14 protein-coding genes are annotated in these 14,785 nt (G+C 70.0%); 8 read left to right on the top strand and 6 right to left on the bottom strand.

Annotated features, from left to right (window positions below):
- Window positions 1-9: 9 nt before the first annotated feature.
- Window positions 10-1,218 (bottom strand): winged helix-turn-helix domain-containing protein, encoded by a 1,209-nt coding sequence (locus tag AB8619_RS13440; RefSeq protein ID WP_436793141.1) that lies wholly within the window; start codon window positions 1,216-1,218, stop codon window positions 10-12.
- 71 nt (window positions 1,219-1,289) lie between these two features.
- Here AB8619_RS13440 and AB8619_RS13435 point away from each other — a divergent pair, with 71 nt between their 5' ends.
- The 3 genes from AB8619_RS13435 to AB8619_RS13425 are packed head-to-tail and all read left to right on the top strand — an operon-like array spanning window position 1,290 to window position 3,325.
- Window positions 1,290-1,490: a ferredoxin gene (locus AB8619_RS13435; protein ID WP_436793140.1), complete on the top strand. Its 201-nt coding sequence runs from the start codon at window positions 1,290-1,292 to the stop codon at window positions 1,488-1,490.
- A 30-nt stretch (window positions 1,491-1,520) separates the two neighbouring features.
- Window positions 1,521-2,693: an NAD(P)/FAD-dependent oxidoreductase gene (locus AB8619_RS13430; RefSeq protein WP_436793139.1), complete on the top strand. Its 1,173-nt coding sequence runs from the start codon at window positions 1,521-1,523 to the stop codon at window positions 2,691-2,693.
- Entirely contained in the window at window positions 2,690-3,325 is a 636-nt protein-coding gene (locus AB8619_RS13425) for a lysoplasmalogenase (RefSeq protein ID WP_436793138.1), read from the top strand. Before AB8619_RS13430 ends, AB8619_RS13425 begins: the two co-directional genes overlap by 4 nt.
- A gap of 22 nt (window positions 3,326-3,347) precedes the next feature.
- Here the strand turns inward: AB8619_RS13425 and AB8619_RS13420 are convergent, their stop codons facing one another.
- A complete protein-coding gene (locus AB8619_RS13420) occupies window positions 3,348-4,055 on the bottom strand; it encodes a glycosyltransferase family 2 protein (protein WP_436793137.1) in 708 nt (235 codons plus the stop codon).
- On the opposite strand from AB8619_RS13420, the gene AB8619_RS13415 reads away from it, so the two are divergent.
- Window positions 3,988-5,055, top strand: coding sequence for an NAD-dependent epimerase/dehydratase family protein (locus AB8619_RS13415; RefSeq protein WP_436793136.1), 1,068 nt, complete (start codon window positions 3,988-3,990; stop codon window positions 5,053-5,055). The two genes, AB8619_RS13420 and AB8619_RS13415, sit on opposite strands and share 68 nt — an antisense overlap.
- 6 nt (window positions 5,056-5,061) lie before the next feature.
- Here the strand turns inward: AB8619_RS13415 and AB8619_RS13410 are convergent, their stop codons facing one another.
- Window positions 5,062-6,270: a metallophosphoesterase family protein gene (locus tag AB8619_RS13410; protein WP_436793135.1), complete on the bottom strand. Its 1,209-nt coding sequence runs from the start codon at window positions 6,268-6,270 to the stop codon at window positions 5,062-5,064.
- Between the two features lie 4 nt (window positions 6,271-6,274).
- Entirely contained in the window at window positions 6,275-8,809 is a 2,535-nt protein-coding gene (locus AB8619_RS13405; RefSeq protein ID WP_436793134.1) for a M1 family metallopeptidase, read from the bottom strand.
- A gap of 83 nt (window positions 8,810-8,892) precedes the next feature.
- Between AB8619_RS13405 and AB8619_RS13400 the strand changes: the two genes are divergently transcribed.
- The 3 genes from AB8619_RS13400 to AB8619_RS13390 are packed head-to-tail and all read left to right on the top strand — an operon-like array spanning window position 8,893 to window position 12,373.
- Window positions 8,893-9,909: an adenosine kinase gene (locus AB8619_RS13400; protein ID WP_436793133.1), complete on the top strand. Its 1,017-nt coding sequence runs from the start codon at window positions 8,893-8,895 to the stop codon at window positions 9,907-9,909.
- Window positions 9,906-10,724: a purine-nucleoside phosphorylase gene (locus AB8619_RS13395; protein ID WP_436793132.1), complete on the top strand. Its 819-nt coding sequence runs from the start codon at window positions 9,906-9,908 to the stop codon at window positions 10,722-10,724. The genes AB8619_RS13400 and AB8619_RS13395 overlap by 4 nt, the downstream gene beginning before the upstream one ends.
- The gene (locus tag AB8619_RS13390; protein ID WP_436793131.1) at window positions 10,721-12,373 is read left to right on the top strand and encodes a phospho-sugar mutase; all 1,653 of its coding nucleotides are present in this window, start codon (window positions 10,721-10,723) and stop codon (window positions 12,371-12,373) included. Before AB8619_RS13395 ends, AB8619_RS13390 begins: the two co-directional genes overlap by 4 nt.
- Window positions 12,374-12,376: 3 nt before the next feature.
- Here AB8619_RS13390 and upp read toward each other — a convergent pair whose 3' ends face one another.
- A complete protein-coding gene (upp, locus tag AB8619_RS13385) occupies window positions 12,377-13,000 on the bottom strand; it encodes a uracil phosphoribosyltransferase (protein WP_436793130.1) in 624 nt (207 codons plus the stop codon).
- A gap of 19 nt (window positions 13,001-13,019) precedes the next feature.
- Between upp and deoC the strand changes: the two genes are divergently transcribed.
- Window positions 13,020-13,676: a deoxyribose-phosphate aldolase gene (gene deoC / locus AB8619_RS13380; protein ID WP_436793129.1), complete on the top strand. Its 657-nt coding sequence runs from the start codon at window positions 13,020-13,022 to the stop codon at window positions 13,674-13,676.
- 12 nt (window positions 13,677-13,688) lie between these two features.
- Here the strand turns inward: deoC and AB8619_RS13375 are convergent, their stop codons facing one another.
- Window positions 13,689-14,777: an adenosine deaminase gene (locus tag AB8619_RS13375; protein ID WP_436793128.1), complete on the bottom strand. Its 1,089-nt coding sequence runs from the start codon at window positions 14,775-14,777 to the stop codon at window positions 13,689-13,691.
- Window positions 14,778-14,785: the final 8 nt, after the last annotated feature.

Raw genomic sequence — 14,785 nt, 5'->3', positions numbered from 1 at the left:
TAGCCCGGGTCAGGTCGACACCGCGGCGAGAGCCGGGGACAGGTCGCCGCGACCGACCACGTGGACATCGTCGAGGCCGATCCACGCCGCCATGGTCCGGAGTTCGTCGCGGAGTCGTTCGGCGACCTCGACCTCGTCCGTCCCACGTGACGCGAGGTCCGGCTCGGCGTGGGCCGACTGCACCAGGAGTCGTCCTCCAGCGCGGTCGGCCTTGAGGTCGACCCGAGCGACGTAGGTGTCGCCGAGCAGGAACGGCAACACGTAGTACCCGTGGACCCGCTTGGGCTTCGGGACGTAGATCTCGATCCGGTACCGGAAATCGTGCAGCCGCTCGATCCGGTCGCGTTCCCACATCGCCGAGTCGAACGGGGAGACGAGCGCGCAGGCCTCGACCCGCCGGGGCAGCGTCACGTCGGGCGACAGGTAGGCGTCGTCGCGCCAGCCCTCGACCGAGACGCGCGCGAGGCTTCCCTCGTTCGCGAGGTCGTCGAGGTGGCGTCGCGCCAGCCGGACCGGCTGGCGCCAGACGTCCGCGAGGTCGCGCGCGGTCCCGACGCCGTGCATGCGAGCGGCGTGCAGGAGCAGCGTCCGGTGCGCGCTGTCCCGATCGGGCTCGGGGAGATCGAGGACCTCTCGAGGGACCGCTTGGTCGGGTGCGCAGTAGATCCGCTCGAAGTTGCCCCGACGCAGTGCCCCCACACGCCCGCTCCAGAACAGGTACTCGAGGGCACGTTTGGTGTCGCCCCAGCCCCACCACGGCCCCTTGCGATGACCGGAGTCGTTGAGTTCGCCGGCGCTCCACGGGCCGCGTCGGAGGATCTCCTCTTCGAGCGATCGGACGAGCTCGGGATGCTCCCGGCCCATGGTGGCGAGGCTGCCCCAGTCGTGGTCGTCGCGCATGCGCCACCGGAGATGGGGGTGGAAGCGCGTCGACACGAGCGATGCGACGTGGCCCCAGTACTCGAACAGTTCGTTGTCCCGGTAGGCGACGGTGTCGAACAACGCGGTGTCGTACGGGCCGAGCCGCGAGAACAAGGTCAGGTACTGCGTCCGAGCGAGGACGTTGACCGAGTCGATCTGGATGAGCCCGAGCGTGTCGACCACCCGGCGGATGTGACGGCGGTCGACGCGGCCGGTGGGCCGCGGGGTGTCGAGGCCCTGGGCGCGGAGCGCGATCCGGCGCGCCTGGGCAACAGAGAGCGATCCGGCAGGTGCCATGGGTCGGAGCCTGCCATGGGACAGGCGGTACGCTTCGGACAACTTTGACGCGAACGAAGGGTTGCTCCGAGATGGGTTACAAGGTGGTCGTCGACTTCGACCTGTGCGAGTCGAACGCGATCTGCATGGGCGTCGCGCCCGAGGTCTTCGAGGTACGCGACGACGACTTCCTCTACGTGCTCCAGGAGGAGCCGGGACCCGATCTCCGCGAGAAGGTCGAGGAAGCGGTCCGTCGTTGCCCCAAGCAGGCGATCTCGATCGCCGACGATTGAGTCCGACCCACACGGGAGAGAAGCACGCCCGTGCATGACATCGTGGTCGTCGGCGGCTCGATCGCCGGTTTCACCGCCGCTTCGGAACTCCGGAGCGCGGGATTCGAGGGGCGTGTACGCGTCGTCGGCGACGAACCGATCCGGACCTACGAGCGTCCGCCGCTTTCGAAGGGCGTGTTGGCCGGTGACGACGCCGACGCGACCGCGTGGACGGCGGCGACCGCCAACGACCTCGAGATCGACTGGCTTCTGGGCGAACAGGCGACGTCACTCGACGTCGCCCAGCGTGCCGTGGGCCTCCGTGGCGGCGACTCGGTCGTCTTCGACGGTCTGGTCATCGCCTCGGGAGCGACGCCGCGTCGTCTCCGCGGCCAACCCGACCTCGCGGGGATCCACGTCGTGCGCTCGCTCGACGACGCCCTCGGTCTCCGTGCCGACCTCGATGCAGGAGCCGAACGCGTGGTCGTCGTCGGGGCCGGGTTCATCGGTGCCGAGGTCGCAGCGACCTGTCGCGGTCGCGGCCATCAGGTGACGATCGTCGAGCCGCTCGACCAGCCCTTGATGCGCGTGCTCGGCAGCGAGATCGGCGCCGTGGTCGCCTCGGTGCACCGAGCGCAGGGCGTCGATGTCCGACTCGGCGTCGGCGTCGACGGCATCGAGGGGAACGACCGGGTCGAGGCCGTGCGCCTGTCCGACGGATCACGGGTCGAGGCCGACGTCGTCGTGATCGGCATCGGGGTCATCCCGAACACCGGATGGCTCGACGGCTCCGGCTTGCCGGTGGACGACGGCGTTGTCGCCGACTCGACCTGTCTCGTGGCCCCGGGGATCGTGGCGTGCGGCGACGTTGCGAAGTGGGACAGTCCTCGCTACGGGCCCGTGCGCATCGAACACTGGGACCACGCCGCCGAGATGGGCCGTGCGGCCGGTCTGCGGCTCCTCGCCTCGGACGACGACGCGGTCGCCTTCGACCCGGTGCCGTGGTTCTGGTCCGACCAGTACGACGTACGGCTCCAGTTGGCCGGCCGGGCCGACGGCGACATGGCCGTCGTCCACGGATCGATCGACGACGGGAAGTTCGTGGCCCTCTACGGCCGCGACGGCATGGTGACCGGCGCGCTCGGGTGGAACTGGCCGGCCAAGACCGTCCGGTACCGGATGGCGCTGGAGTCGGGCCTGTCGTGGGACGAGGCCGTGGCGTGACCGCGCTCGCCGGCGCGCTCGTCGCCGCAACCCTCGTCGTCGCGGCCATCGACTGGTTCGCCGTCGCCCGCGACGAGCAGCGGCTCGAGTATCTGATGAAGCCGCTGACGATGGTGGTGCTCATCGGCGCCGCACTCGCGCTCGAAGACGTCGACGGCACCGCCCGCACCTGGTTCGTCGTCGCCCTGGTGTTCTCGCTCGCCGGCGACGTGTTCCTGATGCTCCCGAAGGATCTCTTCGTACCCGGCCTCGCGTCGTTCCTGGTGGGACACCTCGCCTACATCGTCGGCCTCCGCTCGTTCGACACGTCGACGGGCGGTCTCCTGATCGGGCTCCTGGTGGTGGTGCTGGCCATCCCCGTCCTCGGCCTGCGGATCGCGAAAGCGGTCCACTCCAGTGACGAACCCGAGTTGCTCGCGCCCGTCATCGCCTACATGGCGGTGATCTCGGCGATGGTCGTCTCGGCATCGGCGACCGGGAACCCGGTGGCGATCGCGGGCGCGGTGTCGTTCTACGCGAGCGACGCCCTCATCGCCTGGACCCGCTTCATCGCCGACCACCGGTGGGGGAGGCCGGCGGTCATGATCACCTATCACCTGGCCCAGGTCGGCCTCGTTCTCTCGCTGGTGTGAACTCGCGACTCGACGCTGTGCGTCAGGTCCGGTGTTCGGCCAGGATGCGGCTCATGTCACGCACCGTCCGCACGGTCCCCTTCACGGTGCCGGTGACTTTGGACCGTCCGGCTCGTTCTGCGTACGGGACGTCGACCTCGGCGATGCGCCACCCCGCTGCCTGCGCTCGCACCACCATCTCGAGCGGCCAGCCGAAACGCCGATCGGTCATGCCGAGCGCGACGAGTTCGGCCCGCCGCATCGCCCGCATCGGACCGATGTCTCGCAGCGACGAACCGCTCCGCCGATTGAGTTCCGCGGAGAGGACCCGGTTCGCGATCCGGGCGTGGACCGGCCACGCCCCTCGAGCCGCGACCCGTCGTCCCATCACCAGGTCGTGGACGCCGTCGACGACCGGGTCGACCACTCGTGGCAGGTGGGACGGATCGAGCGAGCCGTCGCCGTCCATGAAGCACACGATCTCGGCCTCGGCTGCCTGCAGCCCCGCCCAGCACGCCGCGCCGAAGCCCCGCTCGGGCTCGACCACCACGGTGGCACCCGCGGCTGCGGCGATGTCGCCGGAGCCGTCGCTCGAACCGTTGTCGACCACGAGGGCTCGGTAGCCCTCCGGCATGGCTTCCACGACCCCACCGATCGCTTCTGCTTCGTCGAGCACCGGGATGATGACGTCAGGCACGGACGGCGAGCCTACGGTCAACCGCGTGCTCGTCACGGGCGGCGCCGGGTTCATCGGCTCGCACATCGTCGACGAACTCCTGGCCCGTGGCTCCGAGGTCGTGGTCCTCGACAGCCTGGCCGCCGACGTCCATCCGACGCGTCCGGTGCTCCCCGATGGCGTCGAGTTGATCGAGCGCGACATCGGCGATCCCGACGCGTGGGAGGCCGCGCTCGACGGCGTCGACGCCGTCTGCCATCAGGCGGCGCGTGTGGGGCTGGGCGTCGACTTCGGCGACGTCACCTCCTACGTGGCCGACAACGACACGGGCACGGCGGTCGGACTGTCGGTTCTCCACCGTCGCGGATTTCGCGGTCGGTTCGTCCTCGCCTCGTCGATGGTCGTCTACGGCGAGGGGCGGTACCGCTGCGACGAGCATGGCGTGGTGCGGCCGGGTGCGCGCTCGATCACGTCGCTGGAGTCGGGCGACTACGAACCGCCGTGCCCGATCTGCGGCTCTCCGCTCGCCTGGGAACTCGTCCCCGAGGACGCGCCGCTCGATCCACGCAACGTCTACGCCGCCACCAAGCTCCATCAGGAGCACCTGTGCACGGCGTTCGAGCGCGAACACGACGTGTCGGTGGTGTCGCTGCGCTACCACAACGTCTACGGGCCGCGGATGCCGCGAGACACTCCCTACGCCGGGGTGGCCAGCATCTTCCGGTCAGCGCTCGAGCGTGGCGAGGTGCCCAAGGTCTTCGAGGACGGGGGCCAGCAGCGTGACTTCGTCCACGTGGCCGACGTGGCCCGCGCCAACGTCGCGGCCCTGACGACCCCGGCGGTCAGCGGAGCGTTCAACGTGTGCAGCGGCGAGCCCCACACGGTGCTCGACATGGCGGCCGCGCTGTCGGCTGCGTTCGGCGCCGCGCCGCCGGAGGTCGTCGGCGGCTATCGGCTCGGTGATGTGCGCCACGTGGTCGCCTCGCCGGCCAAGGCCGCCGACGAACTGGGCTTCCGTGCCTCGATCAGCTTCGCCGATGGCATGCGCGAGTTCGCGACCGCGCAACTCCGCTGAGGGCGATCACCACCGGCGGGTGAAGCAGCGGCTGTCGAGCGGTCCTGGCGCCCAGAGCGCCCAGGCGCCGCCTGCGGCGAGCCGCGTGTGGTCGGTCCACCGGATGACCGATGGCTCCCCGATCCGACGGACCGTCTGCACCACGCCACCCTCGAAGACCTGGTAGCCGGCCCAGGTGCCGGGGTAGTCCTTGGTCGAACCGACCTCGGTCACGGTGACCGGTCCCAGGTCGTAGCGCCGATGACGATGGGTGTGACCCGACGACACGATCGTCCGGGGGTTGGCCGCCCCGAGCGACCGGAGGAAGCGACGACTGGAGGGTTGCGGGATCCCGAGCGGGACGTAGGTCGGGACCAGGTGGCGGGTCAACTGGTGGTGGAGCGCGACGAACACCGGGGCGTCGGTCTCGCGGGCGCTCGCGAGGATCTCGGGGCCATGACGGAGATCGCCCATCTCCTTGCCGGGTCGCGACGTGTCGGCGAGGATCATCCGCACGCCGTCGCGGTCGATGGTCCGCACGCCGTCGACGAGTCGCAGGCCGACGTTCGCCGCGCCGACCGCGGGTTCGATCGTGCCGCGACGCTTGGCTTCGTGGTTCCCGGGGATGAGGTCGACGGGGATCGACAGCGCGTCCAGCACGTCGGCGGCGAGCGACCACTTCTCCCTGTCGCTCTCGTCGACGAGGTCGCCCTTGACGATGAGGTGGCGCGCCCCCCAGTAGACGGCCTCGCTCTGGGCGGCGCGGAGACAGCGCACGGCATGGGGGACCGGGGCGGGCGGGATCTCGGCCATGGTGCGGAAATAGCCGGTGGCGTTCGAGCCGACGTGCGCATCGCTGACCGTCGCGAGCCGGAACAGTTCCTCGCCGGGAGGAACAGGAAGCGTCTCGGCCTCTCGGGTCTCCCGTTGGGCGACGATGCCGTCGCCCGTGAGCTCGACGACGTGTCGTACGCCACTGGGGAGGCCGCTGATCACGTGCGAGCCCGGACCTCCGTCGGCGAGGAACTCGGAGGCGTGATCGCCGCATCGCACCCGCACGAGGCCGGGACCCAGGCGCGACCACGTGAGCTGGATCCAGTCGGTGCCGACACCGAAGACGACGAGTCGACGCGACGGTCGCAGCGGTCCGTCACCGTCGGGAACGCGGGGGACGGCGTGGCGATGGAAGTTGGCGATGCGGACGAGCGTCGGATGCTCGTGCGAGTGGATCGGCATGCAGTCAGCGCAGGCTGTCGACGAGGCGGTCGCGTTCGCGATCAGCCAGCGCGACCGAGACCCACATGCGCTCCAGGTGCTGGGCGATGGCCTTCTCGGCGTTGGCCACCGTGTGTCGGTCGAGGAACTCCACGGCCGCTGCCGCGGTCTCGCGGTCGTGGATCGCGGTCACGCCTTCGACCATGCGGTGCACCGAGTTGAACGGCAGTCGCTCGAGCAGGTTGTCCCACGACCCCGTGATGTGGGTCCATGCCCGGTCGACGTGCACGGGGTTGTGGAGCGCGGCGCGTGCAGCGAAGGCCAGGTTCTGGCTCCGGACCTCGTCGGAGTCGATGAGCGCGAGGTAGTCCTCGAACAACGCCGTGTCCTCGACCCGAGCAGCGGCATAGAGGTGGCGCATCTGCTCCTGGGGCGTCGTGCCGTTGCGGAACCGATCGAGGATCTGTCGGAACTCGTCGGCATCGGCGAGGCGGGCCACGACCTGGAGTGCTCCCGATGCCACGCCGGGATCGACCGACGCAGCGTCGGTCATCGAGCGAGCGAACGCCTCACGGCAGGCGGTGACGACACCGGGATCCTGGGCGCCGCCGAGCATGGAGAGCATCACGCCGCGCAGCGCTCGTCGACGGTCGTCGTCGTCCGGTTGCACGTCGGGGCCCAGCGCTTCCCAGAGGGGCGCGAGCGTCGTCCGTTGCCATTCGTTCCATGCCGGTCGATCCGCGGCCGTGACGACCCGGTCGAGGGTGTCGAGCGACTCTGCGCCCAACTGCCAGATCGACAGGTCGGTCTCACCGATGGAGGCCATGCCGGCGACGATGCGGGCCAGGTCGGCACCGGCGACGTCACCGCGGAGGCAGAGGGCGAGGGCGTCGTCGAGCACGGCGTATCGCTCGAGCGGTTCGAGGGCCCCGAGGTCGCCGAGCAGTCGTTCCTGGAGTTCGGCGTCGTACGCCACTCGGTAGAAGCCGTGGCCGCCGGCGTTGGCCATCACTGTGCCGGTCGAGGTCTCGATCGACGCCTGGTCGTCGTCGAGCACCAGACGATCGACGCGGTCGCCGTGGCGGACCACCACCGGGATGTGCCACCGGGCATCGGACGTCGAGCCGTCGTACCGGAACACCTGTTGCGTCAGCCGGAGGGCTCCCGCGGAGTCGGTCGAGACGTCGACGAGTGGGAATCCACCCTGGAAGATCCAGGAGTCCATCATGGCCCGGACCGGCTCGCCGGTCTCGGCCTCGAGTGCGTCCCAGAGATCGCCGGTCTCGGTGTTCCCGAACTGGTGCGTCTGGAGGTAGCGGCGGATGCCGTCGCGGAACGCGTCCTCGCCCAGGTACTGCTCGAGCATGCGGACGACGGCAGAACCCTTCTGGTAGGTCAGGACGTCGAACATGCCCTCGGCGTCGGCGGGGGAGTGCACGGGGAACTCGATCGGGCGGGTCGCGACCAACGCATCGGTGTCGAACGCCGTGGACCGCTCGCGGCCGAAGTGCATCCACCGCTCCCACTGGGGTCGGTAGGCCGCCGAGCACTTCATCTCCATGAAGGTCGCGAAGGCCTCGTTCAACCAGATGCCGTTCCACCACGACATCGTCACGAGGTCGCCGAACCACATGTGCGCGAGTTCGTGCGCGATGACGTCGACGACGTTCAGCAGTTCGGACTGGGTCGCCGTGGCCGGATCGACGAGGAGCAGTGCCTCGCGGTACGTGACGCACCCGAGGTTCTCCATCGCCCCGAAGGCGAAGTCGGGGACTGCGACCATGTCCATCTTCTCGCCGGGATAGACGATGCCGTAGTAGTCGGCGAAGTACTCGAGCGCGAAGGCACCGATGTCGAGGGCGAACTGCGCGAGGTGGGCTTGGCCGGGTCGGTGGACGACGCGGAGCGGGACTCCGGCGACGTCGATCGGCGCCGTGGCCTCGAGCGGGCCGACGACGAACGCCACGAGGTACGTCGACATGGGCATCGTCTCGGCGAAGGTGATCCGGACACGGCCCCCGTCGAGGGACTCCCGGGACAGCTCTGGACCGTTGGAGATGGCGAAGAGGTCGTCGGCGACCTCGAGGGTGACGGCGTAGACGGCCTTGTGGGCCGGCTCGTCCCAGCAGGGGAAGGCCCGGCGAGCGTCGGTGGCCTCGAACTGCGTGACCGCCATCGTGCGGGTCTCGCCGTCGTCATCGGTGAACGTCGAGCGGTAGAACCCGCGCAGTTTGTCGTTGAGGATGCCGACGAAGCGGACGTGGAGGGTGACGGCGCCCGGGGCGAGCGTCTCGTCGAGGTCGAACCGTGCCTGTTCGGCTTCCGCGTCGAGCGTCGTCGTCGCCTCGTGCCGTGTGCCGTCGGGGAGTTCGACGGCCGCCTCGACGATCTCGAGTTCCGCGGCGTTGCAGATCAGGTGGTCGGTCGCCTCGTGGACGGTCAGTTCGATCGCGACCGTGCCCGAGAACGACGCGTCGTCGAGGTCGGGAGCGATCGACAGGGTGTACCGGTCGGGCGTGACCTCGACCGGGAGGCGAAGCGAGTCCGGTGCCGTGGGCATCCGTCCACGGTACCGGTGTTGCGGGTCTCGCGACGCCCACTGACGTCGCCGATCTGCGGAGGTCCGGTGTACGGTCGCCGCCCGTGAACGCCGCACACGACGACCACCACGACCTCCCGCCTCGCGACGACGGCACCACGCTCGACGTGGTGGGGATCGGCAACGCCCTGGTCGACGTGCTCAGCCACGAGAACGAGGACTTCATCGCCGGTGCCGACCTGGTCAAGGGTGCGATGACGCTCGTCGAGACCGACCGTGCGACCGAGCTCTACGGCGCCATGGGACCCGGCATCGAGGTGTCCGGTGGTTCCGCCGCCAACACCGTCGCCGGGGTGGCCAGCTTCGGTGGTCGAGCCGGCTACCTGGGCAAGGTCTTCGACGACCAGCTCGGCATGGTGTTCGCCCACGACATGCGAGCGAACGGCGTCGTGTTCCAGTCGCCGGCCGCTGCCGACGGACCGCCCACCGGCCGCTGCCTCATCGTCGTGACGCCCGATGCCGAGCGGACCATGAACACCTATCTCGGCGCGTCGTCGATGTTCGGGCCCGACGACGTCGACGAGGACCTGGTCGCTGCCGGCCGGATCACCTACCTCGAGGGCTATCTGTTCGACCGCGACGAGGCCAAGGCCGCGTATCGCCGAGCCTCCGACATCGCCCACGCCGCCGATCGACGTGTCGCCCTCACGCTCTCCGACACGTTCTGCGTCGAGCGCCACCTCGACGAATGGCGCCTTCTGGTCACCGAGTCGGTCGACGTGCTCTTCGCCAACGAGGCCGAGATCCAGGTGCTCTACGGCGTGCAGCTCCACGAGGCGGTCGAGCGGGCCCGCAGCGAGGTCGAGATCACCTGCGTGACCCTGGGTCCCCGTGGCTCGCTGCTCGTCACTGCGGACGAGATCGTCGAGGTCCCGGCCGAGCCGGTCGAGAAGGTGGTCGACACCACCGGCGCCGGCGACCTGTACGCATCCGGCGTGCTGTACGGCCTCAGCCAGGGTCTCCCGCTCGCCGAGTGCGGGCGTCTCGGCTCCATCGCGGCATCGGCGGTCATCGGCCACACCGGCGCACGTCCCGGACAGTCGCTCGCCCAGCTGACATGAGCACCGGACCGTACGATCGGGCTGCAGAAGCGGCGGGCGTCCTGGCGGAGCGCACCGGCGTCGAACGGCACGACGTCGCGGTCATCCTGGGTTCTGGGTGGCGACCGGCCGCCGACGCCATCGGCGACCCGGAAGTGGTGTTGTCCTCCCAGGACCTCCCGGGCTTCCCCGAGCCCCTGGTCGCCGGACACGGCGGCGAGTTGCGCTCGCTCGCAGTGGGTAGCCGTCGGGTCCTGATCTCCCTCGGTCGGGTGCACGCCTACGAGGGCCATGATCTCGGCGACGTCGTGCATGGTGTCCGCACCGCCGTCATGGCCGGCTGCTCGACCGTCGTCCTCACCAACGCCGCCGGTGGACTCGGCGAGGGCCAGACCATCGGCCAGCCCGTGCTGATCGCCGACCACATCAACCTCACCGGGCGATCGCCGCTCACGGGCCCGGCGCCCGATGCCAGTGTCGGTCCTCGTTTCCCGGACATGAGCGACGCGTACTCGTCGCGACTCCGGGCGCTCGCACAGTCGCTGGACCCGTCGTTGGTCGAAGGCGTCTACGCCGGTGTGGCCGGACCGCACTACGAGACCCCGGCCGAGATCCGGATGCTCCAGGTCCTGGGTGCCGATCTGGTCGGGATGTCGACGGTCCACGAGACCATCGCCGCCGTGCACCTCGGTGCCGAGGTGCTGGGCATCTCGCTGGTGACCAACCTGGCGGCCGGACTCGGCGACGCGCTCGACCATGACGACGTCCTGGCGGTGGCCGGCGAGTCGGCGGGTCGGATGGGTGAGCTGCTCGCACGGTTGGTGCCCGAGCTGTGATCGACCCGGCCCTGCGGACGAGGGCCGAGGCGTGGCGCGACGACGATCCCGATCCGGAGACGGTCGCCGAGATCGACCGACTGCTGGCGAAGGACGACGACGTGGCGCTCCGCGCCCGATTCGATCGACCGCTGACCTTCGGCACGGCAGGCCTGCGTGGTGCACTCGGCGCCGGTCCGGGGCGGATGAACCGAGCGGTTGTGCGCACGACGGCAGCGGCGATCTGCGCCTGGCTGGACCAGCGGAGGATCGACGGCCCTGTCGTCGTGGGTCGCGACGCTCGCCATGGCTCCGCGGCGTTCGCCGAGGACACGGTTCGGATCGTGGCGGCGACGGGCCGACAGGCGTTGTGGTGGCCCGATCCGGTGCCGACTCCGTTGCTCGCGTTCGCCGTCCTCGACGCCGGTGCGGCGGCGGGAGTCATGGTCACGGCGAGCCACAACCCCCCGCAGGACAACGGGTACAAGGTCTATGCCGCGCACGGCGCGCAGATCGCGCCACCGGACGACGCCGACATCGCCGTCGAGATCGCTCGGGTCGGACGGGTGCACGACATCCCGCTGGCGGATCTCGACAGCGCGCTGGTCGGCGAACTGCCGGACGAGATGCGCGACCGGTACCTCGCTGGAGTCGCGGCGGCGAGAGTCCGTCCCGCCACGCCGCCGCTGACCGCTGCCTACACGCCGATGCACGGCGTCGGCGGGGAGACGCTGCGCCAGGCGTTCGCCGCGGCCGGTCTCGACGCTCCGGTCGTCGTCGCCGAACAGGCCGAGCCCGATCCCGACTTCCCGACGGTGGCGTTCCCCAACCCCGAGGAACCCGGGGCCATGGACCTCGTGATCGCCCTGGCGACCGCCGTCGATGCCGACGTGGCACTGGCCAACGATCCCGATGCCGACCGACTGGCGGTCGCCGTGCCGACGAGCGATGGGTGGCGTGCGCTGACCGGCGACGAGGTGGGGGTGCTGCTCGCCGACCACCTCCTTCGCCACGGCGCTGGTGGCGCCGATCGACTGGTGGCCACCACCGTGGTGTCGTCGTCGTTGCTGGCACGGCTTGCGCAGGAGCACGGCGTCGACTTCGCCGAGACGCTCACCGGCTTCAAGTGGCTCGCACAGGCATCCCGAGGGCGCGACCTCGTGCTCGCCTACGAGGAGGCACTCGGGTACTGCGTCGGGAACCTGGTGCACGACAAGGACGGCATCTCGGCTGCGGTCGTGTTCACGGAGCTGGTCGGCGCACTCCGATCGGAGGGCTCGTCGGTCCGAGCACGGCTCGACGAGATCGCTCGGCGGCACGGTCTCCATTTGACGGCGCAGTGGTCGACCCGGTTCGAGGGCCTCGACGGAGCGGCGCTGATGGCCGAGAAGGTCGCCGCGCTGCGGTCCGACCCACCGACGTCGCTGGGATGGACGGTCGTGACCTCGACCGAGGATCTGCTCGCCGACGGACCGCTTCCCCCGACCGATGCCGTCGTGCTCCGAGGCGCAGGCGTGCGTGTGGTGGTTCGTCCGTCGGGTACCGAGCCGAAGCTGAAGGCCTACGTCGAGCTCGTCGTCCCAGTCGACGGGCCGGTCGACGGGGCTCGCGCCGAGGGACGTCGGCAGTTGGGCGAGCTCCTCAGCGCCGTCGCTGCGCTGTTGTCCTGAGGGTCACGCCGTCCCGAACAAGCGGTCACCGGCGTCGCCCAGGCCGGGGACGATGAACGCGTCGTCGTTCAGTCGCTCGTCGATCGACGCGGTCACCAGGGTCTCGACGAGCCCGCTCGCCCCGAGGCGTTCCACGCCCTCCGGTGCCGCGAGGATGCAGGCGACGGTGATCGGGCCGGGGTTGCGCTCGGCCAACAACTGGCAGGTGTAGAGCATCGAACCGCCGGTGGCCAGCATCGGGTCGAGCGCCAACACCGGACGTCCGTCGAGGTCGTCGGGTACCGAGTTCATGTACGGCTCGGGTTCGTGGGTCGCCTCGTTGCGGCTGACTCCGATGAACCCGGTGTCGCTCCCCGGGAGGAACCGGAGGACCGGTCCCACCATGCCGAGCCCGGCGCGCAGCACGGGCACGACGAGCGGCGGTCGCGAGACCCGGACGCCGTCGGTCTCCATCAGCGGTGTTCGGACACGGACGGTCTCGGTCGCGAGCCCTCGAGTCGCCTCGTACACGAGCATGCCGGCCAGCTCGTCCGACGCATGGCGGAAACCGGCGCGGTCGGTGGTCTTGTCGCGCATGCGCGTCAGGAGTTGAGCGGCGAGGGGATGATCGACGACGAGTGTGTCCATGCACGGCATGATGGCACTCGTGGACCGCCTCGCTGTCGCCTCGATGATCGATCACACCCTCCTCGCCCCCGAGGCGGTGATGGCCGACCTCGACCGACTGTGTGACGACGGTCGCGCCCTGGGCGTCGCCGCGGTCTGTGTGCATCCGCGCCATGTGTCCCACGTCGTCGCCCGCCTCGGTGGTGCGGTCCCGGTGGCGGCCGTCGTCGGGTTCCCGTCGGGAGCGCACCGCTCGGACGTGAAGGCCTTCGAGGCCGCCCACGCCGTCGAGGACGGCGCAACCGAACTCGACATGGTGATCGCGCTCGGTGCGGCGCTCGACGGCCGATGGGCCGCCGTCGCATCCGACATCGCCGCGGTCCGCGCCGCGGCTCCTGCGCCGATCGTCCTCAAGGTGATCGTCGAGTCTGCGGCGCTGGACGACGAGGCGTTGGTCCGAGCGTGTCAGGTCGCGGTGAACGCCGGCGCGGACTTCGTCAAGACGTCGACCGGCTTCCACCCGACGGGTGGCGCCACGATCGGCGCAGTGCGATCCATGCGCGCCGCTGTCGGACCGGACATCGGGGTCAAGGCGTCCGGGGGCATCCGTGACGCTGCAACGGCCTTGGCGATGATCGAGGCCGGAGCGTCGCGGATCGGCGCGTCCGCAAGTGCGGCGATCCTCGACGGGCTCTGACGTCGCTGCGGGTCAGCTCGATTCGAGCGATCGGGCCTTGAGCGACGCGTAGCCGGGCTTGATGACCTCGTTGATCAGACGGAGTCGCTTGTCGAAGGGCCAGAACGAACTCTTCATGGCGTTGACCGTGAACCACTCGATGTCCGACCAGCCGTAGCCGAACGCCTCGACGAGGTTGTGGAACTCCTGCGACAGCGTGATGTCGCTCATCAGCCGGTTGTCGGTGTTGACGGTCACCCGGAAACGGAGACGGGCGAGCAGCCCGATGGGATGATCGGCCAGGTCGTCGACCACGCCGGTGTGCACGTTGGAAGTCGGGCACATCTCGAGCGGGACACGCCGGTCGCGGAGGAACGACGCGAGCTGTCCCAAGCGGACCGACCCGTCGTCGGCGACCTCGATGTCGTCGACGATGCGGACGCCATGGCCCAGGCGTTCGGCGCCGCAGATCTGGATGGCTTCCCAGATCGACGGGAGGCCGAACGCCTCGCCGGCGTGGATGGTGATGTGGTGGTTCGCTGCCGCGATCGTCCGGAACGCGTCGAGGTGACGTGTCGGCGGATGACCGGCTTCGCTGCCGGCGATGTCGAAGCCCACGACATTGCGGTCGCGATGGCGCAGCGTCAGTTCGGCGATCTCGGACGAGTTGGCGGCGGTCCGCATCGCGGTGAGCAGGACGCCGATCTGGATCGGCCGGGTCGCGGTCACCTGCTCGAAGCCCTCGAGCACGGCGACGACCACCTCATCGGGGTCGAGTCCGCCGTCGAGATGGAGTTCGGGTGCGAACCGGATCTCGGCGTACACGACCCCGTCGTCGGCGAGGTCTTCGGCGCACTCCTGTGCGACCCGTGTGAGGGCGTCGGCGGTCTGCATCACGCCCACGGTGTGTTCGAACGGTTCGAGGTACCGAGGCAGGCTCCGTCGGGCAGCCCCCTCGACGAACCACGCCGCGAGATCGTCGGGATCGGTCGTCGGGAGTCGGTCGTAGCCGTGCTCTCGTGCCAGGTCGATGACCGTCGTCGGCCGGACCCCGCCGTCCAGGTGGTCGTGCAGGAGCACCTTGGGTGCCTCGCGGATGGCGGAGAGGCTGGGCGCAGTCATGCCATGGA

The sequence above is a fragment of the Actinospongiicola halichondriae genome, from assembly GCF_049103745.1.
Lineage (GTDB): Bacteria > Actinomycetota > Acidimicrobiia > Acidimicrobiales > Salinilacustritrichaceae > Salinilacustrithrix > Salinilacustrithrix halichondriae.
This window is presented reverse-complemented; position numbering and strand designations above follow the sequence as displayed.